This window comes from Modestobacter sp. SYSU DS0875, assembly GCF_054050915.1.
This window is the reverse complement of record NZ_JBJHAH010000040.1, coordinates 1-20,744: the sequence shown is the minus strand read 5'-3', so window position 1 is coordinate 20,744 and position 20,744 is coordinate 1. Positions and strand designations below refer to the sequence as shown.

The window sequence follows — 20,744 nt, the reverse complement described above, 5'->3', positions numbered from 1 at the left end:
CTCAGTCGGGCTGCTCGTTCAGCCGGACGGTGATCAGCGCGACGTCGTCCTCGGCCCCCTCCGGGAGCAACCGGGCGAGCAGGGCGTCGGCGACCTCGTCGACCGGTCGGCCCCCGAGGGTGGCCAGCTCGGCACAGAGCCGCCGGACCCCCTCGTCGAACACCTGGTCGCGGCGCTCGACCAGGCCGTCGGTGTAGAGCACCACGGTCGAACCGCGCGTCACCGTGGTGACGTGCTCGCGGCGGGGGGCGTCGGGGGAGACGCCCAGCAGCAGCTCCGGGTGGGGCCCGTCGAGCACGCGCACCCCGCCGTCCGGAGCCTGCACGACCGGCGGCAGGTGACCGCCGTTGGACCAGCGCAACCGGGTGACGCCCTCGGCCCGCTCCTGCGGGGTCTGCTCCAGTCGGGCCACCAGCACCGAGGCCATCGTCCTCAGCTGCAGCCCCTCGATCGCCCGGTCCAGCCGGGACAGCACCTCGCCCGGGCTCTCCGCGCTGTCGAAGGCGATGCCGCGCAGCAGCCCGCGCAGCTGCCCCATGCAGGCGGCCGCCTCGGTGTCGTGGCCGACGACGTCGCCGATCACCAGCACGGTGCTGCCGTCGGGCTGCTGGAACACGTCGTACCAGTCGCCGCCGACCTGCGACTCGCGGGCGGCCGGCTCGTACCGGACCGCGAAGTCCAGGTGGTCGGGGTCCGGTGGCTCCGACAGCAGGCTCCGCTGCAGGGTGAGCGCGGCCTGGGCCACCCGCCGGCTGCGGGCGTACAGCGCCTCCAGCAGGTTGGTGCGCAGGTCACCGACCTCGCCGAGCTGGGCCGGTGTCCACGGCTCGGAGCGGTTGCGGACCACCTCCCGCCAGCGGTCGAAGGACTTCCGTGGGGACAGCCGGACGGAGTCGCCCTCACGCTCGGCGATCGCCTTGTTGTGCGGGTCGCCACCCCAGTCGACCGAGTGCACCCGCTCTGCGCGGGTCCAGATCACGTACTGGCCCTCCGGCAGCGGCAGGGCCAGTACGCCGCAGGCCAGCTCCGCCGGCACCGGCAGGTGCGGCGCCACCAGCGGCAGCCGGTCGGTGCTCACCACGTCGGTGCCCTGCTCGGCGGCCCAGGCGGCCAGCGCGCCGACGACCGCGGGCGGCAACGGGACGCCGGCGGCGGCGGTGGTGCCCTGCAGGTTCAGCACCACCGAGTCGGCGGGGAGGACGTCGAGCAGGCCCGGGCGGCCCAGCAGGCTCTCCGACAGCGGGCGGTCCTCGTCCAGGGCCGCGGCGGTGAGCCAGGCCATCGTCGAGCGGACCTGGAGCGCACGCCGGTGCTCCTCGTCCTGGGCGCGGTCGACCAGCCGCAGCGACAGCGCGCTGCCCAGGAACTCGGCTGCGGCGCGGGTGGCGTACGGCGGTGCGTGCGGGCCGGCGTAGTGGTGGCAGGCGATCAGGCCCCACAGCTTCTCGTCGCGCAGCAGGGAGATCGACATCGAGGCGCGCACGCCCATGTTGCGCAGGTACTCGCAGTGGATCGGCGAGACGCTGCGCAGCGTGGAGAACGTCAGGTCCAGCGGCTGGCCGGTGGCCGGCAGGTCGACCGGCTCCAGCCGCGACGGCGAGTAGTCGACGTCGTCGATCAGCCGGATCCAGTTCTTCTCGTACAGCGCGCGGGCCTGGGCCGGGATGTCCGAGGCCGGGTAGTGCAGGCCGAGGAAGGAGTTGAGCCCCGGCACCTTGGCCTCGGCGACGACCTCGCCGTTGTAGTTCTCGTCGTAGCGGTAGACCATCACCCGGTCGAAGCCGGTGAGCGAGCGCACCGCCTCGGCGGTGATGTCGTAGAGCTCCTGCAGCGACGTCGCGCGGTTGAGCTCGGCGATCGTGCCGCGCACCGCCTGGTAGGTGTTCGGGAAGGAGAACGGCCGCGGGCCCGAGGCCGGCTCCAGCTCCACGACCAGGGTGCTGGCCGCCACCGTGCCCGCCGCCTGCCCGCTCACCGGCGGGCCGTCGGTGGTCAGCGGACCGACGACGTTCTCCGCGCCGTGCGCCGCCCGGTGCAGGATCGCGTCGACCGGGCAGGGGGTGCCGTCGCAGTCGAGGATCAGCTCGACCGGGTTGCGCTCGCGCAGGTCACCGAACGCGCTGGCCGACCGGGCCACCGCCTCCGCGGCGGGCACCCCGAGCACGTCGCTCAGTGGGCGGCCCAGCGCCTCGTCCCACGCCACGCCGACGACGTCGGCGAGGTTGCGCGAGACCTGCCGCACGACCATGTCCGGCTCGCTGACCGCCAGCAGGACACCGCGCGGCTGGATGCTGCCGGGGACGTGGATGGGCTCGCGCTCGCAGTTGCTCAGGTCGACCGGTTCGCCCGGCGCCAGCCACGTGCCGGTCTGCACCTGCTCGGTCATGCGGTGACCTCGCTCCCTCGGACCTGCCCCCGCGGCAGCGCTGCCCCTGAGTCTCCCTGCTCGGCGGGGACCGCGCCGCACCAGGCGGCCAGTGCGCCGAACGTCTCCCGCGCCGCGGCCACCAGACGGCCGGCGTCGCCCCCGCCGGCGACCCGGTCACGGGTGACCGTCCGGAAGGCGTGCCACATCGCGCCGGTCTCGGCGCCGTAGGGGGAGAACGCCCGCAGCACACCGGGCGCCGCCACGTGCGGCAGCGTGGCCAGGTGCCGGTCGATGAACACCCCGCCGAGCGAGGAGCCCTCCAGCACGTACAGCCGGCCCAGCGCCGCGTCGGTGTTCGCGACCGCGGGCAGCTCCGGCTGGGCGGGCGGCTCCACCGGCGGCGCACCCAGCGCGGCCAGGTCGGCGGCGAACAGGTGCGACCGCCGCCGTCGCGACCACCCCACCCGGGCGGCGTCGGCCGGCTCGGCTCCGGCCCAGGCGTCCAGGCCGGCCTCGGCGGCGCGCCAGAAGCCGTGCATCCGGGTGAGGGCAGTGACCAGGCGCTCGCGGGTCAGTTGGGGGTCGAGCAGGTCGAGGGTGTCCTCGACGGCCCGGTGCTCGGCCGCGGTCTCGCTGCGCAGTCGGCGCAGCACGTCACGGTCGTCGGTCACCGGGTCCCCGTCGTCCACCGCGCCGGCCCGGGTCCCGGGGAACGCTTCTCCTGCTGTGCTCAAGTCGTTCAGCGTAGGGCACCGGGGTGACGATCGGGCGGCGGCGTCGTTGCGTCGACCAACTGGGCGGCGCGCACGCCGAGGTGCAGCAGCAGCCGGTCGGCGCCGTCGCTGAGGTCCAGCCCGGTGAGCTGCTCGATCCGGCCCAGCCGGTAGTACAGCGTCTGCCGGTGCACCCGCAGCCGGGCGGCCGCCCGCTGCGGGCTGGCGGCGCAGTCCAGCCACGTCGCGGCGGTCGCGGTCAGCACCGGGTCGGCCACCAGCGGGGCCAGCGCCGGGTCCGGCCCGGGCAGCTCGGCCACCTGTCGCCAGACCCCGAGCTCGGCCCAGGACGCGGCGGGGGAGAACCGGGCGTCGACCCCCGCGACCCGGGCCGCGATCCGGGCCTCCCGCCACTGGGTGGTCAGCTCGGCGCAGCCGGTCCGTGGTGCGGCCACCCCCGCGGTGCTGCCCGCGGGCAGGTCGGCCAGCGCCGCCGCGGTCAGCGCACCCGCCGCCCGCGCGTCGCCGTCCGCGGGGAGGGCGAGCAGCACGGCGACCAGCCGGCCGCCCTCGAGCACGGTGCTCACCGCCCCCGCGCCCGGAGCGGTCCAGCCCGCGGGCAGACCGTCCCCGCCCGGGTGCACCGCCACCAGTGCCACGGACGTGCCCGGGCCCACGGCGTCGGTCAGGTGTCGCAGCGCCCGGGCGGGGGCCGCGGCGGTGAGCGCGGTGGACAGGGCGGTGGACAGCTCCGCCGTCCCCGAGCCAGCCCCGGCCAGCAGTCGCCCGGCCTCCGCGGCCAGCTCCAGCGCCTCGGCCAGCCCCGGTGCGCCGGGGTCGGTCACGTCGGTCCGGCCGGCGTCGAGCAGCCACAGCCACCCGTGCAGCCGGTCGCCCGAGCGCACCGGCAGGCACAGCCGGGTGAGGACCCCGGCGGCCGGATCGGCCGGGATCCGCAGCGGGCCGGTGGCGGTGGTGATGCCGTGCTCCTCGAACCTGGCGCGGACCTGCGGGGTGGAGCCGCGGCCGAGGATCGAGCGGGTCCGGACGGCGTCCATGGTGCTGATGCCGTCGCTGTCCCCGTGGGCGCAGAAGGCGAGCAGCGTGAAGTCCCGGTCCTCCAGGGTCGCCGGGGCGCCCAGCACCCGGGACACCTCGTCCACCAGGTCCTGCAGGTCGTCGCGCACCGGGCTCCTCCCGCCGTTCAGACGATCGTACGAAGCGGGGCGCCGGATTCCCTACGTCTGCCGCTGGTGCGGGCGAACCCCGCTGCCTAGCGTCGTGGGTCACACCGCGCGTTCCGGGAGGTTGCCGTGCTCACCTCGAAGGCCCTGCTGGCCGCCGCCCGGCGCCCAGGTCTGCGGCGGGTGGTCACCGGGACGCCGGTCACCCGGCGCGTCGTCGACCGGTTCGTGGCGGGGGAGACGCTGCCCGAGGTGCTCGACGTCGTCCGGGCGCTGACCGCCTCCGGGCTGGCGGTGACCCTGGACCACCTCGGCGAGGGCGTCACCGACCGTCGCGAGGCGCAGCGCACCCGGGACGCCTACCTCGCCGCCCTCGACGGGCTCGCGCCGTTCGGCCTGGGCCGGCGGGCGGAGGTGTCGGTGAAGCTGTCGGCCTTCGGTCAGGCACTGCCGGTCGGCGGCGACGACGTCGCGCTGGCGCTGGTGCGCCCGGTGGTCGAGGCGGCCTCGGCGCTGGGCACGACGGTCACCCTCGACATGGAGGAGTGCCGCACCGTCGACTCCACCCTCGGCGTGCTGGCCGAGCTGCGTGGCGACCACCCGGGCACCGGTGCAGTGCTGCAGGCGATGCTGCACCGCACCGAGGACGACGCCCGCGCGCTGGCCACCCCCGGCTCCCGGGTGCGGCTGGTCAAGGGCGCCTACCAGGAGCCGGCGGCCGTGGCCCACCAGGAGAAGGCCGCTGTCGACGCCGCCTACGCCCGCTGCCTGGAGACCCTGGTCCGCGGCGACGGCTACCCGATGGCCGGCACCCACGACCCGGCGCTGATCGCCCGGTTCCTGGAGCTGGTCGCCGAGACCGGGCGGGGCAGCGACAGCTGCGAGCTCCAGCTGCTCTACGGCATCCGCCCCGACGAGCAGACCCGGCTGGCCGCCGCCGGGCACACCGTGCGGGCCTACGTGCCCTACGGCGCCGACTGGTACGGCTACTTCATGCGCCGCCTGGCCGAGCGCCCGGCCAACGTGCAGTTCTTCCTGCGCTCCCTCGCCACCCGTTCCTGACCCCGCTCGTCGCCCGAATGGCCATTCTGGCGACGCCGACACCCGAGGAGCACCCATGGACGCCGTCACCCAGGTCCCCGTGCCGCGCAACGAGCCGGTGCGCGACCACGCCCCCGGCTCGCCGGAACGGGCCGCTCTCCAGCAGCGGCTGACCGAGCTGGCCGCCGCGCCGGTCGAGCTGACCGCCACGATCGGGGGCGTCCAGCGGATGGGCCGCGGCGCCGCCTTCGACGTCGTCGCCCCGCACCGGCACGCCCAGCTGCTCGGCGCCTCGGCGCACGCCACCGCGGCGGATGCCGAGGAGGCGGTGCGGTGCGCGAAGCAGGCAGCGCCGGGCTGGTCGGAGCTGTCGTTCGACGACCGGGCCGCGGTCTTCCTCAAGGCCGCCGACCTGCTGGCCGGCCCGTGGCGGCAGACGCTCAACGCCGCCACGGTGCTCGGCCAGAGCAAGACCGCCCACCAGGCCGAGATCGACAGCGCCTGCGAGCTGATCGACTTCTGGCGCTGGAACGTGCACTTCGCCCGCCAGGTGATCGCCGAGCAGCCGGTGAGCAGCGCCGGGGTGTGGAACCGCACCGACCACCGCCCGCTGGAGGGCTTCGTCTACGCGGTCACGCCGTTCAACTTCACCGCCATCGCCGGCAACCTGCCCACCGCGCCGGCGTTGATGGGCAACACGGTCATCTGGAAGCCGGCCCCCACCCAGCAGTTCGCCGCGCACTTCCTGATGCGGCTGCTCGAGGCCGCCGGCCTGCCGCCGGGCGTGATCAACATGCTGCCCGGCGACGGGCACCAGGTCTCCGACGTGGTGCTCGTCGACCGCGACCTGGCCGGCATCCACTTCACCGGCTCGACGCCGGTGTTCAAGCACCTCTGGCAGCGGGTGGCCGAGAACCTGGACACCTACCGCGGCTACCCGCGGATCGTCGGCGAGACCGGTGGCAAGGACTTCATCGTCGCCCACCCCTCCGCCGACCCCGACGTGCTGCGCACCGCGATGATCCGCGGCGCCTTCGAGTACCAGGGGCAGAAGTGCTCGGCGGCGTCGCGGGCCTACGTGCCGCGCAGCCTCTGGGGCCGGATCCGCGACGACCTGATCGGCACCGTCGAGGAGATCCCGATGGGCGACGTCACCGACTTCTCGAACTTCATGGGCGCGGTCATCGACCGGAAGTCGTTCACCAGGCTGTCGGACGTGCTCGAGTCGGCGGCGGCCGACGACGCGCTCACCGTGCTCGCCGGCGGCACCGCCGACGACAGCGAGGGCTTCTTCGTGCGGCCGACCGTCATCGAGGGCACCGATCCCGGGCACGACGTCTTCACCACCGAGTACTTCGGCCCGGTGCTCGCGGTGCACGTCTACGACGACGCCGACCACGACACCGTGCTCACCCAGATGGAGTCGGCCGCCCCCTACGCGCTGACCGGCTCGGTGATCGCCCAGGACCGGACGGCGATCGCGCACGCCCAGCGGCTCCTGCGGCACGCTGCCGGCAACTTCTACGTCAACGACAAGCCCACCGGCGCCGTCGTCGGGCAGCAGCCCTTCGGCGGTGGCCGCGGCTCGGGCACCAACGACAAGGCGGGGGCTGCGCAGAACCTGCTGCGCTGGACGTCGACCCGGTCGATCAAGGAGACGTTCGTCCCCGCCACCGACCACCGCTACCCGCACATGCGCTGACTGTCGGCCTACCGGCCTCCCTCGTGCGGCCGGAGCCCGCTTCGCGGCCGAGCGACGGACCCCGTCGACATCGAGCCGTCGCAGTGGAGGCCGGAAGGCCGACCGGTGTCACGGCAGCTGGATCTTCCGCTCCTCACAGAGCTCGGTGAGGAAGTCGGCGACCGTCTCCTCCACGGAGCCCTCGCCGGACACCACGGCGCCGGGCTCGTCGTCGCCCAGCGGTTCCAGGGTCTCCAGCTGGCTGCGCAGCAGGCTCGGCGGCATGTAGTGCCCCTGGCGCATGGCCAGCCGCTCGGTGAGCACCTCCTCGGAGGTGTTCGCATGGGCGAACCACACCGAGGGGTGGCCGTCGCGGAGCAGGTCCCGGTAGCTCCGCTTGAGCGCGGAGCAGGTGAGGATGAACGACGTCCCGGCGGCCTCGTGCTCGCCGATCAGCTCGGCCATGCGGCGCAGCCACGGCCAGCGGTCCTCGTCCTCCAGCGGGGTGCCGCTGCGCATCTTCTCGACGTTCTCCGGCGGGTGCAGGTCGTCGCCCTCGATGAACTCCCACTGCAGCCGTCGCGCGAGCTCGGTGGCGATGGTCGACTTGCCGGACCCGGAGACCCCCATGACGACGATGCTGGTGGACGCCGGGATGCTGGGCGTGGATTCCATGCCTCGACCGTAGGGGCAGATGCCGGGAACCGGCGACGGGAGGACGGCGGGTGACCGGGACGCAGCCGCGGAGCTCGCTGTGGCAGATCCCGGCCGTCCGGTCGCTGTTCTCCCTGAACCTGCTCGGCTTCCTCAGTTACTCGCTGCTGCTCTCGGCGCTGCCGGCGCACGCCGCGGCGGTCGGACACGGGCTCACCGCGGCCGGTTCGGTCACCACCGTGTTCCTCGGCGTGACCGTGCTGGGTCAGCTGGCGGTGCCGGCGCTGGTGAACCGGCTGGGGCTCACCCCGGTGCTCGTCGCCGGGCTGCTCGCCCTCGGGCTGCCCTCGCCGCTGTACCTGCTGTCGGAGGACCTGGGCTGGTTCGCCGCCGTCTCCGCCGTCCGCGGCCTGGGCTTCGCGGTGATCACCGTGCTCGGCTCGACGATCGCCGCGCAGGTGGTGCCACCGGAGCGCCGCGGCGAGTCGATCGGCCTGTACGGGCTGGCGATCGCCGTGCCGATGCTGGGCGCGGTGCCCGGGGGCACCGCCCTCACCCTGGCCGGGCACTTCGGCTGGGTGGCCGCCCTCTCCGCCGCACCCGCGCTCGCCTGCCTGTTCGCGCCGGCGCTGGGCCGGGCGATGGCCGCGGTCGAGCAGCCGAGACCGCGGCCGGGTTCGGCGCGCCGAGCGGTGCGGGCCGCCATCGCCCCGTCGCTGGTGCTGCTGGTGGTCACGTTCGCCGCGGCGGGGTTCTTCACCTTCCTGCCGATCGAGCGGCCCGACGGGGCCCTCGCCCCGGTGGCGCTGCTCTGCTACGGCCTGACCAGCGGGCTCGCCCGGTGGCGGGTGGGGGTGCTGGTCGACCGGCTCGGCGCCCGGGCGCTGCTGCCCGGCACGCTGGCGGCGGGGGTGGCCGGGTTGCTGCTCATCGCCTGGGGGCTGGTCGCCGCCGGCGCGGCCCTCGTGCTGGGCGGCTCGCTGCTGCTCGGCGTCACCTACGGCGCAGTGCAGAACCTCACCCTGGTGGTCGCGCTGGCGCGCGCCGGCGGCGGTCCGGCCGCCACCGTGAGCGCGGTGTGGAACGTCTGCTACGACAGCGGGACGGCGACCGGCGCGCTGCTGGTCGGGGCGGTCGCCGCCGGGGTGGGCCTGCCGTGGACGTACGTGCTGATCGCGGTGCTGCTCACCGTCGCGCTGCCGCTGGCCGCCGCGCTCGGCCGGACGCCGCTGAGCGCCTCACCCGGCTGATCCGGCGGTGCCCAGCTGCTGCCGGGCCGCCTCGGCCAGCCGGTCGACCGTGCGCACCTCCTCGGCGGCGCGGCGCAGCCACTCCCGCAGCCCCTCGGCGTCGCCGCGGTTGCGGTCGCGCAGCTGGCCGAGCAGCACCTGTCGGGTGCTGGCCTGCGCGCGCATCGCGGTGGGCAGGGTGCGGCCGGCGCGGCGGGCCAGCGCGGTGAAGCCGGCGCCGACGTACACGAGCTCGCGGGTGTCGGAGAGGCCGGTGAGCAGCTGCTCGGCGTCGTCGCTGCGGCCGGCCTCGACCAGCTGCAGGTACTCGCGGGCGCGGGCGGCGCCGAGATCGGCGGGGGAGTTCGACGGTGCGGTCACGCCCTCCACTGTGCCTGCCCGCTGGCGGGGATGCCGCCCGGCCCGGGAACGACGAAGCGGCCTCGTCCCGGAGGACGAGGCCGCTTCGCGGGGGGTGCGCCATCAGGGACTCGAACCCCGAACCCGCTGATTAAGAGTCAGCTGCTCTGCCAATTGAGCTAATGGCGCGTGTCGCGCGGCAGTGCCGGGCAACGGAGGAGAACTCTACACGGCGTCCGTCGCCCACGAGCAGCTGGGCAGCATGCCCCTGCTCACACCTGACTGTCAGCACCGGCGTGGACACTGGGTCGATGTGCGTGCGGTGCCTCCGGGACGGGCTCGGGTGGGCGTGCGCCGGGAGAGGGCAGGTCGTCGTGGGGTCACGCCGGGCGAGACGGATCGCCGCAGCGCTCATCGCAGCGGTGCTCGCGCTGCTGGTCGGCTGTCAGGGGTCGTCCGACGGGTCCGCTGCGGCGGCACCGTCGTCGGCCGCGCCCGCGGAGGTCTCCCTGAGCGTCGCCGACGGCGCCACCGGCCTCCCGCCCACGACGCCGGTGCAGCTGACCGTCGCCGCGGGCGAGCTGGCCGACGTCGAGGTGACCACCGCCGACGGCGTCACGGTGGCCGGCACGGTCGGCGCCGTGGAGGGCGACCCGGCCGCGCAGGCGTGGACGCCCGACGAGCCGCTGGCCTACGGCACCAGCTACACGGTCACCGCCACGGCGACGAACGCCGACGACGTGGAGACCACGGCCACCAGCACCTTCACCACGGTCAGCCCCGCGACGCTGTCCACCCCGGGCATCGGCCCGCTGGACGGCACCACCGTCGGCGTCGGCATGCCGATCCGGGTGTTCTTCGACGACCCGGTGGCCGACAAGGCGGCCGTGGAGAGCCACCTGCTCGTCGAGAGCTCCACCCCGACCGACGGCGTGTGGAACTGGGTGCGCGACGACGAGGTGCACTTCCGCCCGTCGACGTACTGGCCGGCGCACACCGACGTCACGCTGCACGCCGACCTCTACGGCGTCGACTTCGGCGACGGCGTCTGGGGCGAGAAGGACCGCACGATCTCCTTCTCCATCGGCGCGAAGCACGTCTCCGTCGCCGACGCCGGTGCGCACACGCTCACCGTGCACGACGGCGACCGGCAGGTGCAGAGCTGGCCGATGAGCGCCGGCAGCAGCGAGAACCCGACCCGCAACGGCGCGCACGTGGTGCTGGAGAAGTTCGCCGACATCACCATGGACTCCTCGACCTTCGGCCTGGCCGTCGACGCCCCCGGTGGCTACCGCACCGACGTCGAGTACGCGACGCGCATCTCCAACAACGGCGAGTTCGTGCACGCGGCGCCCTGGTCGGTGGGCGACCAGGGCTCGGCGAACGTCTCGCACGGATGCATCAACCTCTCCACCGACCGGGCCAAGTGGTTCTACGACTTCTCCCAGCCCGGCGACGTCGTCGAGGTGGTCAACTCCATCGGCCCGATGCTCTCGGCGGTCGACGGCGACATCTACGACTGGGCGATCCCGTGGAGCGAGTGGCAGGCGGGCTCCGCGCTCTCCTGACCGGACCCGCCCGGGTGGCCGTGACCCGGCCCCTGACCCGCTCCGCGTTCCGGTCCGGGTCCGGCCTCCCATCGGCTACAGCCGCAGTCCGCGGTCGGCGCGTCGGTGGCTCCCGGGCAGGACGGCGCAGACGGCGGCCTCGACCGCGGTGTAGACCCCCAGCGCGACGGCGACGACCGCCGCCGGCGGCACGACCAGCGGCGCAGCGAGCAGCGACAGCGCCAGCACCCGGGGCGCGTCGCGGACCCAGCCCGCCCGGCGCGCCGGGGGCACCAGTGCGCCCCAGCGCACGCCGGTCCACATCAGCCAGCGACGCACGGGCGGGACCCCGAGCTCGCGCAGCACCCGCCGGAAGAGGCCGTCGGCGTCCCGCGCGCTGACCACGGTGCTGCGCACCCCCTCGGTCACCAGCCAGTCGTGCAGGACCGCGGCCAGGGTGAACCGACCGAACTGCGGGAACAGCCACACGACCACCCGGGGCACCGAGGCGAAGTCGGTGCGGAACCCGGCCGGGACGACGAAGACGTCCCGGCGCCCGCGGTAGACCAGCGGCTCGACCACCTCCCAGCACAGGTCGTCGGCGCGGCAGACGGTCAGTGGCGGTGGGTCGAACGGCACGAGGCGCAGCCTGCCCGATCGAGCGGACCTCGTCCGGCGGGGACTGGGCAGATGCCCCGGCTTCACCGGCCCGTCGTCGGTGTACCCCCACTTCTCGTCCATGGTCCGGAACACGACGTACCGAGCTCGGCGACGCGACGCCGCAACCGGCCCCGCCGTCCGCTCAGCCGCTCTCGCGGCTCCCGCGCGGGCCTTCTTCTCGGCGCGCGCGCGTGGGCGTGGACGTGGACCGGGTGCTCGCCAGCGGTTCGGGCGAGTCTGGCCCGGGTCGGTGGCCGGGTCCGAGCGGTGCTGCCCGGACCTCGGCGCCATCCGCACCGTCCGGGCCGGCCGGCCGCACCTCCGCCGGGGAACGCATCTCCCGGCGCCACCCCTGCACGGCGGCCGCGAGCACCCCGGCCACCGGGACCGCGACGAACAGCCCCAGCAGGCCGAACGCCGAGGCGGCCCCGGTCGTGAGGAGCAGCACGACGAGCGGGTGGAAGCTGATCGCCCGGGAGAGCAGCAGCGGGGCCAGCACGTTGCCCTCGATCTGCTGCACCACGACCACGATCAGCAGCGCCCACAGCGCCTGGCTCAGCCCGCCGGTGACCCCGGCGACGGCGACCGCCACCGCACCCGCGATGGTGGCCCCCACCAGCGGCACGTAGCCCAGCAGGAACGTGAGCGCGCCGATCGGCAAGGCCAGCGGGACGCCGAGCACCCACAGCCCGAAGCCGATGAGGACTCCGTCGATGAGGCCGGTGGCGGTGGCCGCGTAGAACCACGCACCGGCCGTGCGCATGCCGGCGCGGAAGGCCGCGTCGGTGGGCGCACGGCGCCCCGGTGGGAGCGCCCGGACGAACTGCCGCCACAACCGGTCGCCGCTGGTGAGGGCGAAGAGGGTGAAGAACAGGGCGATCGCCAGGACGGTCGCGACGTTGCCCGCTGCGTTGAGGCCCTGGGCCGCCGCACCGCCGAGCCCGCTCATCGCGGTGCCCACGGACGACTCCAGCTGGTCGAGGACCTGGTCGAGCCCGGCGTTGTCGAGGTCGTCCGTGCGGTCCTGGGCCCAGGCGGAGATCGCGTTGACGGCGTCGGTGCCCGCTGCGACCAGGCCCGGCCAGGCGCCGATCAACTGGAGCACGAGGAAGAACAGGACGCTCACGAAGAACGCCAGGTAGGCCACGACACAGAGGACGGCGGCCAGCACGGCCGGCACGCCGTGCCACCGCAGCCAGCGGGTGATCGGCCACAGCATCGCCACCTGCGCGAGGCCCAGCATCGCCGCGGCCGCGACGAACTGGACCTGCAGCACCAGCCAGATGGCGCCCACGGCGGCCAGCCCGATGACCAGGAGGCGCCCGGCGATCGTCGCCTCGCGGTGCAGTGCGGTCACCCGACCGTCCGGGCGTGCGGTCGCGGGGTCAGCAGGGACCGGCGGCTGTTCCCTCATGCCCTGCCCCCCTTTCGCCAGGTCGGACCCGGTGCGCAGCGGTCCGCGTCATGGCCGGCCCGCCCACCGGGACGGGCCATGACGCTCTCGTGACGATCACAGCGGTCCGGGAGTGCTCCGGGCCGTTGTCGGACACCGGCGGGACAGGACACTACGAGAGGAGGGCCCGTGCTCGGGTTCATCGCGCTGCTGCTGGTCATCTGGCTGGCGCTCATCGTCATCGGCTCGGTGATCGAGGGGCTGTTCTGGCTCGTCGTCATCGGCGCCGTGCTCTTCGTCGCCACCGCGGTCTTCGGCTGGGTGAAGCGCAACACGAAGGTCTGACCCCGGCGTCGGGGCGCCGACGCACAGAAGGCCCTGGTCAGGACACTGACCAGGGCCTTCTGCACGTGGGGTGAGTGACGGGACTTGAACCCGCGACATCCAGGATCACAACCTGGCGCTCTACCAGCTGAGCTACACCCACCATCGCCCGCCCCGAGCGGGACGAACCGGGGCAACGATACCGGAGTCGTTCAGCCCGCTGCGGGGGGCTGGTCGCCCAGGGCTGCGCCGTCGGCCGCACCGGCCGCCAGGACCTCCGCGAACGCCTCGACGACCTGCGCGGATGCGGCCTGCGCCTGGTCGCTGCTGGGGCCCGGGTCGGCCACGAACAGCGTCCGGCGGTAGAAGGCGAGCTCGCGGATCGACTCGATGATGTCGGCGAGGGCCCGGTGGGCCAGCCCCTTCTGCGGCTGGGCGAAGTACACCCGGGGGAACCAGCGGCGGGCCAGCTCCTTGATCGAGGAGACATCGATCATCCGGTAGTGCAGGTGGTCGTCCAGGGTCGGCATGTCCCGGGCCAGGAAGCCGCGGTCGGTGCCGATCGAGTTGCCGCACAGCGGTGCGGTGCGCCGCTCGGGGACGAACCGCTTCACGTAGGCCAGCACCTGCTCCTCGGCCTCGGCCAGGGTCACCGTCGAGGCGCGCACCGCCTCGGTCAGCCCCGACTTCGCGTGCATCTCGGTGACGACCTCGAGCATGCCGTCCAGCGCGTCGTCGTCGGCGTGGATGATCACGTCCAGGCCGGGGTCCAGCACGTTCAGCTGCGAGTCGGTCACGACGACGGCGACCTCGATCAGCTTGTCCCGGGTCAGGTCCAGCCCGGTCATCTCGCAGTCGATCCAGACCAGGTTCTGCGGTGCGCTCTCGGCCACGACCCGGCACCCTACGCACGCGGGGCCGTGGCGGCTCACCGGCACCAGCCGCCCCATCCGCCCCGGAGCTGCCCGCGGCGAGCTGACCTGCGGCTTCGGCGCCGCTACTGTGCAGGCTCCTGCCTCGAACCAGCGGAGCTGCGAGTGACCCCGACCACGCCCGTCGCACCCCGGTCCACGTCGGTGCCCCCGGCTCCCGGTTCGCTCCGCACCGGCCTGCGCCATCCCGTCGCGCTGCTGCGCTGGCTCTGGGCGGCCTACATGACCCCCGGCCGCCCCGGCCGGCCGACCAGCCAGCTCGAGCTGCGGTGGATCTACACCGCCTGGCTGGCCGCGTTCACGCTGAAGATGCTCGGCTCCTCCTGGGACGTCTCCTGGCACTTCAAGTGGCTCCGCGACGACCTGGCCCCGCCGCACCTGCTCAACACCCTGGGCACCGTCGTGGTGGTCGCGCTGGTCGTCTTCCACAGCTACAGCGGCCACGGCGTCGACCAGCGGGCGCTCCGGCTGATGCAGGCAGGCACCGCCACCTTCCTGGTGGCCATCCCGGTCGACCTGGTCAACCACCGGATCAACGGGCTGGACATCACCAGCTGGAGCCCCAGCCACGCGCTGCTCTACCTCGGCACCGCGATCATGCTGGCCGGCGCCATCCGCGGCTGGTGGCTCTACGCGGCACCCGGCCGGCTGCGCGACCTGGTCTCGCTGGGACTGTGGCTGTTCTTCGTGGAGAACGTCCTGTTCCCCAACCAGCACCAGGAGTACGGGGTGCTGTCGCTGGCCGACTACCGCGCCGGGCGGACCACCGCCGAGCCGCAACTGCTGGACTTCGCCGCCTCGCAGGGGCAGGACGCCGCCCAGTTCATGCTGCCGGTGCCTTCCTGGGTGCACCCCGCGTGGCTGGTCTGCGCCGGTCTGCTCGCGCTCGTCGTCGCCCGGAAGACGGTCGGGCTGCGCTGGACGGCGACGACGATCGCCGGCGGCTACCTGGCCTACCGCGCTGTCACCTGGCTGCTGCTGACCGCCACCGGGTTCCCGCCCTCGGTGGTGCCGGTGATGCTGCTGGCCGGCGCCTTCCTGGTCGACCTGGCCGTGCTGGCCCGGATGCCGGGGTGGCTGGCCGCCTTCCCGGTCACCGCCGGGGTCGCGCTGGCCGCCTTCGGGCAGTCGGTCGTCGCGGAGGTCCCGCCCTGGAACTGGGCGGCGCTGCCGCTGGTCGCGCTCGCCTTCGCCGTGCTGTGGGGCACGGTCGACGGCGTCGCCCGGACGTCGGCGTTCCTCCGCTGGCGGGACGCGGTCGAACCCGGCCGGGACGGTGCGCCGGACGCCGCGGTCGCGGCGGGAACCGGCGGCGCGCCCGTCCGGTGAACCCGGGACGGGCGGCGCGATGACGTAACGTCGGGTCGGTCCGTGCCGTCGTCGCCCGACCGCGGCGGCCCGTCGCCCGACCGTGGAGACCCCGTGCTGATCGTCACGCCGAGCCGCCTGGAGTCGGCGGCCGAGCGTGCGTTCTTCGCCGAGCTCGCCAGCTGGGACACCGGCAGCGCCGTGCGCGGGGCGGTCATGGCCTCCCTGCCGATCGTCGAGCCCCCGCTGCAGCGGCGGCAGTCGGACGCGGTCCTCTTCGTGCCCGAGGGCCTCGCCGTCGTCCGGGTCGTCGAGGTCGAGCGGCAGACCGGCGTGGTGACCGCCGGCCCGGAGGGTCCCTGGACCATCGGGGACGGCGAGGGGCCGGGCAGCGTGCTGCAGCTCGGCGGTGGCGGGTCGACCCCACTGGACGGGCTGATGCGCGCCGGCATGCACGTCGCGGTGACCCTGCGGCGCGCCGGCCTGGAGCCCGGCCGGATCGCCCGGCTCACCGTGCTCACCGGCGCCGTCACCGGGCTGGTGCCCGCCGACGGCGACCTCGGCGAGGGCGACCAGGTCGCCGTCCTGGACGCCCGCTCGCTGCTGCTCGGCGTGGCCCGGGCCAGCCGGCACGCCGGTACCGACAACCCGCGCCTCTGGACCACCGCCGACGTACGGGCGGCGATCGAGGCGCTGGGCGTGGCCGGCCGCTCCCCGTCGGTCGAGGAGCTCAACGGGGAGGGCTTCCCCTACTCGCCCTACGTGCTGCGCCGTCCCGACCTGCTCACGCCTGCCGCGCTCAACGCCTCGCCCAGCCGGGTCGCCGCCGCGCCGGCGACCGGCAACGGCATCGGCCGGGTCACGCCCGCCGGGCCCCTGGTCGACCCGGCCGCGGCCGCCCGGGTGGCCGCGGCCGCCGTGGCGGCCCAGCAGGCGGGGGAGTCCGCGGCCCAGCAGGCGGGGGAGTCCGCGGCCCCGGCCCGCACCGAGCCCGCCGCACAGGCGGCTGCCCCCGAGCCGGCGGTGGCCGCTGAGCCCGCGGTGGCCGAGCCCGCCGGGTCCCCGGCCGCGGACCAGGCGCCGGGGACCGCGCAGGCGGATGCGACCCAGGAGGCGGTGGTGCCCGTCGAGCTGCGGTCGTCCAGCGCGGGGGACACCGTGTCGTTGCTCGCCGACCCCGCGCCGGAGGGGAAGACCGCGCAGCCGGACCGGGACGACACCGGCGGGCTGGACGGGCTCTTCGGTGGCGCTGCCCCGTCGCCCGGGGGCTCCGGGCCGGCGACCGCGGCGCAGCCGGCGTACGAGCCGTCCACCGGTTCCCGGTCGACGACCGCCTACCCGTTCGGACCGGGGAGCGTCGGGAGCCCGCCGTCCGGGTCACCGCGGGTCGCCGGGCCCCGTGAGCTGCCGCCGGGGCTGCGGCCCCGCCGCAGCGCACCCGGGAGCGGGGCGACCGCCGCCGCCGGAGCCCCCAGGAGCCGGCGCGCCGTGCTCGCGGTGGCGGCGCTGGCGCTGGTGCTGCTGGCCGGGGTGCTGGGCGTCGTCGTCCTCACCTCCCGCGGGGACGAGCGCACGGCCGACCCGGTCGGCGCCACCACCGAGGCGCCGGCGCCGGGCGGTGTCGACGGCGCTCAGCCCGGGCACACCGAGCTCATCGACGGGGTCACCTACACCCTCCAGGTCAGCCGGCGCGACACCAGCTGCGCCGACCACGCCTACGGCTCGGTCGCCTCGTTCTTCGCCGAGAACGAGTGCACCGGCCTGGTGCGCTCGCTGTGGTCGGCGGAGGCCGACGGCCGCTCGGCGGTCGTCTCGGTCGCCGAGGTCACCATGCCGGAGGCGTCGCTGGCGCAGGCGCTGCGCGCGCTGGCCGACACCGACGGCAGCGGCAACGTCAGCGACCTGCTCCGGGAGGGGATCGGCTACCCCGGCGCCCCGCCGCGGCTGCAGGGCGCGCAGTACGCCAGCAGCCAGCGGGGCATCGGCGTCACGATCGTCGAGTCGGCGTGGGCCGGCGAGGCCGGGCCCAGCGCGGCACTCGACGTGCTGACCAGCTCCGCGCTGGCGCTGCCGGGCACCGGCGAGTGAACCTCAGGCCGGCGCGGTGGCGGCGGCCAGGGTCATCGCCCCGAGCAGCTCGGCCATCGCCGGGCGGGGCAGCTGCCCGGCGCTGTGCGGCGTGGAGTTGACCAGCCCGAACAGCGCGTGCGCCCGCGCCCGGCAGGCCGCGGTGCCCGCCCGCGGGTGGACCCGGCCCAGCACCTCGACCCACACCTCGACGTAGCGCCGCTGCAGCTGCCGCACCCGCCGGGCGTCGGTTTCGCCGAGGACGCCGAGGTCGCGGTCGTGCACGGTGATCAGCGCGGGGTTGTCCAGGGCGAACTCGACCTGGAAGGCGATCAGGGCGCGCAGCTGCTCGAGCGGGTCGTCCCCGGCCGCCGCGACCCGCTCGCCACCCCCGGCCAGCAGCCGCTCGCTGATCCGCAGCAGCATCTCGGCGAGCATCGCGTCCTTGCCGGTGAAGTACCGGTAGATCGCCGGGCCGGTGACACCGACGGCCGCGCCCACGTCGTCGACGCCGACCGCCCGGGCCCCGCGCTCGGCGAACAGCTGCGCAGCGGCCCGCAGGATCTGCTCGCGGCGGGACGGGCGCGCGGCGTCGGCGGACAGCGCGCTGTCCCGGTCGGCGGCCACGCCGAGAGGTTAACCGCTGTTCACACGAGCCGGAGTGACGTGGTTCACTCGCACCCGTGGACGCACCGGTGATCCCCACCGCCCCGCCGGCGGACCCGACCGCGGCCGAGCGCAACGCCACGGCCCACCGCGCCCTGGTCGCCGAGCTGTCCGCACACCTCGCGCGGGTCGCCCTCGGCGGCGGCGAGCGGGCCCGCCGCCGGCACGTCGACCGCGGGAAGCTGCTCCCGCGCGACCGGGTCGACGCGCTGCTCGACCCCGGCAGCCCGTTCCTGGAGCTGTCGCCGCTGGCCGCGCACGGCCTGTACGACGGGGAGGTGCCGGCCGCCGGCATCGTGACCGGGATCGGCCGGGTGGCCGGCCGCGAGGTCGTCGTCGTCGCCAACGACGCCACCGTCAAGGGCGGCACCTACCACCCGATGACGGTGAAGAAGCACCTGCGCGCGCAGGAGGTGGCGCTGCACAACCGGCTGCCCTGCGTCTACCTGGTCGACTCCGGGGGCGCCTTCCTGCCGCTGCAGGACGAGGTGTTCCCCGACCGCGACCACTTCGGCCGGATCTTCTACAACCAGGCCACCATGTCCAAGGCGGGCATCCCGCAGCTGGCCGCCGTCCTGGGCTCGTGCACTGCGGGCGGCGCGTACGTGCCGGCGATGAGCGACGAGGCGGTCATCGTCCGCGGCCAGGGCACGATCTTCCTCGGCGGCCCGCCGCTGGTGAAGGCGGCGACGGGGGAGGAGGTCAGCGCCGAGGACCTGGGCGGTGGCGAGCTGCACTCCCGGGTCAGCGGGGTCACGGACCACCTGGCCGAGGACGACGCGCACGCCCTGCAGATCGTCCGCCAGATCGTCGGCACCCTGGGCCCGCGCGGAGCCCGGCCGTGGGACGTCGAGCCGGTCCAGGAGCCCCGGTACCCGGCGGAGTCGCTGTACGACGTCGTCCCGGTCGACGTCCGCACGCCCTACGACGTGCGCGAGGTGATCGCACGGCTGGTCGACGGCAGCCGGTTCGCCGAGTTCAAGCCGCTCTACGGGCCGACGCTGGTGACCGGGTTCGCCCGGCTGCACGGCCACCCGGTGGGCATCGTCGCCAACAACGGGGTGCTGTTCGCCGAGTCGGCGCTCAAGGGCGCCCACTTCATCGAGCTGTGCGACCGGCGGTCGATCCCGCTGCTGTTCCTGCAGAACATCAGCGGCTTCATGGTCGGCCGCGACTACGAGGCCGGCGGCATCGCCAAGCACGGCGCGAAGATGGTCACCGCCGTCGCCTGCGCCCGGGTGCCGAAGCTGACCGTCGTCATCGGCGGCTCGTTCGGCGCCGGCAACTACTCGATGTGCGGCCGGGCGTACTCACCCCGGTTCCTGTTCACCTGGCCCAACGCACGGATCTCGGTGATGGGTGGGGAGCAGGCCGCCAGCGTGCTCGCCCAGGTGCGCCGCGACCGGCTCGGGGACGCCTGGAGCGCCGAGGACGAGGAGGCGTTCACGGCGCCGATCCGGGCGCAGTACGAGGAGGAGGGCAACCCGTACCACGCCACCGCCCGGCTCTGGGACGACGGCGTGATCGACCCCGCGCAGACCCGCACCGTGCTCGGGCTCGCCCTGTCGGCCTGCGCGAACGGCCCCCTGGAGGAGGTCGGCTATGGCGTCTTCCGGATGTGAGGACCTCCGCCAAGATGGCCGTCTTGGCGGAGATCCGGGGGAGTCAGCCGGCGGCGCCGGCGATGGCGGGGGCGGTCGGGTCGGTCGACTCCGCCTTGACCTCGCGCAGCACGTAGTCCTCGATCGTCTCCAGGTCGTGCGTGGAGCGCTTGACGATGGCCAGCAGGTCGCTCATCTTGCTGACCTCCTCGACCTGCTCCTTGATGAACCACTGCATGAACTGGTCGCTGGCGAAGTCGTTGTGCTGCCGGGCGACGGCGGTGAGCTGGTTGATCTGCTCGGTGACCCGCTTCTCCTGGTCCAGCGCGAGCGCGACCGGGGCGACGACGTCGGGGAAGTCGGTGATCGGCGCGGCGATGCCGGGGATCTGCACGCGCGCGTCGGCGTCGAGCAGGTAGCGCACCATCATCATCGCGTGGTTGCGCTCCTCGGCCGCCTGGTCGAAGAACAGCTGCGCGGTCTGCGGCATGGTCAGCTCGTCGAAGTAGATGGCGCAGGCCACGTACTGCTGGTGGGCGGCGAACTCGTGGCCGATCTGGGCGTTGAGCAGGTCGATGAAGGGCTCGGCGGCCATCGGGGCTCCCGTTTCTCGCGAAGTGACGTCCTCCGCACGGTAGTCGGCGACACGCCGGACCCGTGGACGGGCCAGCAAGGCATGGCTAACCTCACCGCGTGGGGAAGCCGGCGAAGATGCCCAAGAAGAAGTGCTGCGTCGACAAGCCCCGGTGCGGCCGGTGTCCGCTGCGGGCGCTCGCCGAGGGCACGCTCCCGCCCGGCTACACGGTCAAGAAGCGCCGGCTGGTCAAGGTCGGCAAGGCCGACGCCGCCCTCGCCAAGAGCGACCGCAAGGCGGCCTGACCCCCGCTCCCGGGGGGGGGGGGGGGGGGGGGGGGGGGGGGGGGGGGGGGGGGGGGGGGGGGGGGGGGGGGGGGGGGGGGGGGGGGGGGGGGGGGGGGGGGGGGGGGGGGGGGGGGCGGGGGGGGGGGCGCGCGCGG

Annotated in this window: 19 protein-coding genes and 2 tRNA genes; 9 read left to right on the top strand and 12 right to left on the bottom strand. The window is 74.8% G+C overall.

Going from position 1 to position 20,744, the window contains the following annotated elements; all coding sequences use genetic code 11:
* Window position 1: 1 nt before the first annotated feature.
* From ACI79Y_RS18110 to ACI79Y_RS18100, 3 genes are read right to left on the bottom strand one after another with little or no spacing between them, the layout of a single operon-like run.
* Window positions 2–2,386: a SpoIIE family protein phosphatase gene (locus ACI79Y_RS18110; protein ID WP_457159822.1), complete on the bottom strand. Its 2,385-nt coding sequence runs from the start codon at window positions 2,384–2,386 to the stop codon at window positions 2–4.
* On the bottom strand, window positions 2,383–3,102 hold the full coding sequence (locus ACI79Y_RS18105) for a biliverdin-producing heme oxygenase (protein ID WP_457159821.1): 720 nt from the start codon (window positions 3,100–3,102) through the stop codon (window positions 2,383–2,385). The genes ACI79Y_RS18110 and ACI79Y_RS18105 overlap by 4 nt, the downstream gene beginning before the upstream one ends.
* Window positions 3,103–3,107: 5 nt before the next feature.
* Window positions 3,108–4,268, bottom strand: coding sequence for a PucR family transcriptional regulator (locus ACI79Y_RS18100; RefSeq protein WP_457159820.1), 1,161 nt, complete (start codon window positions 4,266–4,268; stop codon window positions 3,108–3,110).
* Between the two features lie 126 nt (window positions 4,269–4,394).
* Here ACI79Y_RS18100 and ACI79Y_RS18095 point away from each other — a divergent pair, with 126 nt between their 5' ends.
* Window positions 4,395–5,327 (top strand): proline dehydrogenase family protein, encoded by a 933-nt coding sequence (locus ACI79Y_RS18095; protein ID WP_457159819.1) that lies wholly within the window; start codon window positions 4,395–4,397, stop codon window positions 5,325–5,327.
* 55 nt (window positions 5,328–5,382) lie between these two features.
* On the top strand, window positions 5,383–7,008 hold the full coding sequence (pruA, locus tag ACI79Y_RS18090; RefSeq protein ID WP_457159818.1) for an L-glutamate gamma-semialdehyde dehydrogenase: 1,626 nt from the start codon (window positions 5,383–5,385) through the stop codon (window positions 7,006–7,008).
* Window positions 7,009–7,116: 108 nt separating this feature from the next.
* On the opposite strand, the gene ACI79Y_RS18085 is transcribed toward pruA, so the two are convergent.
* Window positions 7,117–7,662, bottom strand: a complete 546-nt coding sequence (locus ACI79Y_RS18085) for a gluconokinase (protein ID WP_457159817.1) — start codon at window positions 7,660–7,662, stop codon at window positions 7,117–7,119.
* A 50-nt stretch (window positions 7,663–7,712) separates the two neighbouring features.
* Here ACI79Y_RS18085 and ACI79Y_RS18080 point away from each other — a divergent pair, with 50 nt between their 5' ends.
* Window positions 7,713–8,891 (top strand): MFS transporter, encoded by a 1,179-nt coding sequence (locus tag ACI79Y_RS18080; RefSeq protein WP_457159816.1) that lies wholly within the window; start codon window positions 7,713–7,715, stop codon window positions 8,889–8,891.
* Here the strand turns inward: ACI79Y_RS18080 and ACI79Y_RS18075 are convergent.
* Together ACI79Y_RS18075 and ACI79Y_RS18070 are read right to left on the bottom strand one after the other, a co-directional pair.
* Complete coding sequence (locus ACI79Y_RS18075) at window positions 8,880–9,251, bottom strand: hypothetical protein (protein ID WP_457159815.1); 372 nt, start codon at window positions 9,249–9,251, stop codon at window positions 8,880–8,882. The two genes, ACI79Y_RS18080 and ACI79Y_RS18075, sit on opposite strands and share 12 nt — an antisense overlap.
* A 95-nt stretch (window positions 9,252–9,346) precedes the next feature.
* A tRNA-Lys gene (locus tag ACI79Y_RS18070) sits at window positions 9,347–9,419 on the bottom strand.
* A 233-nt stretch (window positions 9,420–9,652) separates the two neighbouring features.
* On the opposite strand from ACI79Y_RS18070, the gene ACI79Y_RS18065 reads away from it, so the two are divergent.
* A complete protein-coding gene (locus ACI79Y_RS18065) occupies window positions 9,653–10,798 on the top strand; it encodes a L,D-transpeptidase (RefSeq protein ID WP_457159814.1) in 1,146 nt (381 codons plus the stop codon).
* A gap of 75 nt (window positions 10,799–10,873) precedes the next feature.
* Here ACI79Y_RS18065 and ACI79Y_RS18060 read toward each other — a convergent pair whose 3' ends face one another.
* Complete coding sequence (locus ACI79Y_RS18060; protein ID WP_457159813.1) at window positions 10,874–11,416, bottom strand: DUF1353 domain-containing protein; 543 nt, start codon at window positions 11,414–11,416, stop codon at window positions 10,874–10,876.
* A 163-nt stretch (window positions 11,417–11,579) separates the two neighbouring features.
* Complete coding sequence (locus ACI79Y_RS18055) at window positions 11,580–12,794, bottom strand: AI-2E family transporter (protein WP_457159812.1); 1,215 nt, start codon at window positions 12,792–12,794, stop codon at window positions 11,580–11,582.
* Between the two features lie 225 nt (window positions 12,795–13,019).
* Here ACI79Y_RS18055 and ACI79Y_RS18050 point away from each other — a divergent pair, with 225 nt between their 5' ends.
* Window positions 13,020–13,175 (top strand): hypothetical protein, encoded by a 156-nt coding sequence (locus tag ACI79Y_RS18050; RefSeq protein ID WP_457140843.1) that lies wholly within the window; start codon window positions 13,020–13,022, stop codon window positions 13,173–13,175.
* 66 nt (window positions 13,176–13,241) lie between these two features.
* Here ACI79Y_RS18050 and ACI79Y_RS18045 read toward each other — a convergent pair.
* Both ACI79Y_RS18045 and orn read right to left on the bottom strand, forming a co-directional pair.
* Window positions 13,242–13,317, bottom strand: a tRNA-His gene (locus ACI79Y_RS18045).
* 49 nt (window positions 13,318–13,366) lie between these two features.
* A complete protein-coding gene (gene orn / locus ACI79Y_RS18040; RefSeq protein ID WP_457159811.1) occupies window positions 13,367–14,047 on the bottom strand; it encodes an oligoribonuclease in 681 nt (226 codons plus the stop codon).
* A gap of 144 nt (window positions 14,048–14,191) precedes the next feature.
* Between orn and ACI79Y_RS18035 the strand changes: the two genes are divergently transcribed.
* Together ACI79Y_RS18035 and ACI79Y_RS18030 are read left to right on the top strand one after the other, a co-directional pair.
* Window positions 14,192–15,415, top strand: a complete 1,224-nt coding sequence (locus ACI79Y_RS18035; RefSeq protein WP_457159810.1) for a hypothetical protein — start codon at window positions 14,192–14,194, stop codon at window positions 15,413–15,415.
* Window positions 15,416–15,508: 93 nt separating this feature from the next.
* Entirely contained in the window at window positions 15,509–17,482 is a 1,974-nt protein-coding gene (locus tag ACI79Y_RS18030; RefSeq protein ID WP_457159809.1) for a hypothetical protein, read from the top strand.
* Between the two features lie 3 nt (window positions 17,483–17,485).
* On the opposite strand, the gene ACI79Y_RS18025 is transcribed toward ACI79Y_RS18030, so the two are convergent.
* Window positions 17,486–18,088, bottom strand: coding sequence for an SACE_7040 family transcriptional regulator (locus ACI79Y_RS18025; RefSeq protein ID WP_457159808.1), 603 nt, complete (start codon window positions 18,086–18,088; stop codon window positions 17,486–17,488).
* A 56-nt stretch (window positions 18,089–18,144) separates the two neighbouring features.
* On the opposite strand from ACI79Y_RS18025, the gene ACI79Y_RS18020 reads away from it, so the two are divergent.
* Entirely contained in the window at window positions 18,145–19,749 is a 1,605-nt protein-coding gene (locus ACI79Y_RS18020) for a carboxyl transferase domain-containing protein (protein WP_457159807.1), read from the top strand.
* A gap of 43 nt (window positions 19,750–19,792) precedes the next feature.
* Here the strand turns inward: ACI79Y_RS18020 and ACI79Y_RS18015 are convergent, their stop codons facing one another.
* On the bottom strand, window positions 19,793–20,323 hold the full coding sequence (locus tag ACI79Y_RS18015; RefSeq protein ID WP_457159806.1) for a ferritin: 531 nt from the start codon (window positions 20,321–20,323) through the stop codon (window positions 19,793–19,795).
* A 98-nt stretch (window positions 20,324–20,421) separates the two neighbouring features.
* Between ACI79Y_RS18015 and ACI79Y_RS18010 the strand changes: the two genes are divergently transcribed.
* Entirely contained in the window at window positions 20,422–20,607 is a 186-nt protein-coding gene (locus ACI79Y_RS18010) for a hypothetical protein (RefSeq protein ID WP_457159805.1), read from the top strand.
* Window positions 20,608–20,744 lie beyond the last annotated feature (137 nt).

Excerpts from the sequence above, each read along its gene's own strand:
- ACI79Y_RS18110 (WP_457159822.1), bottom strand. The coding sequence starts at position 2,386 with ATGACCGAGCAGGTGCAGACCGGCACGTGGCTGGCGCCGGGCGAACCG.
- pruA (WP_457159818.1), top strand. The coding sequence starts at position 5,383 with ATGGACGCCGTCACCCAGGTCCCCGTGCCGCGCAACGAGCCGGTGCGC.
- ACI79Y_RS18085 (WP_457159817.1), bottom strand. The coding sequence starts at position 7,662 with ATGGAATCCACGCCCAGCATCCCGGCGTCCACCAGCATCGTCGTCATG.
- ACI79Y_RS18015 (WP_457159806.1), bottom strand. The coding sequence starts at position 20,323 with ATGGCCGCCGAGCCCTTCATCGACCTGCTCAACGCCCAGATCGGCCAC.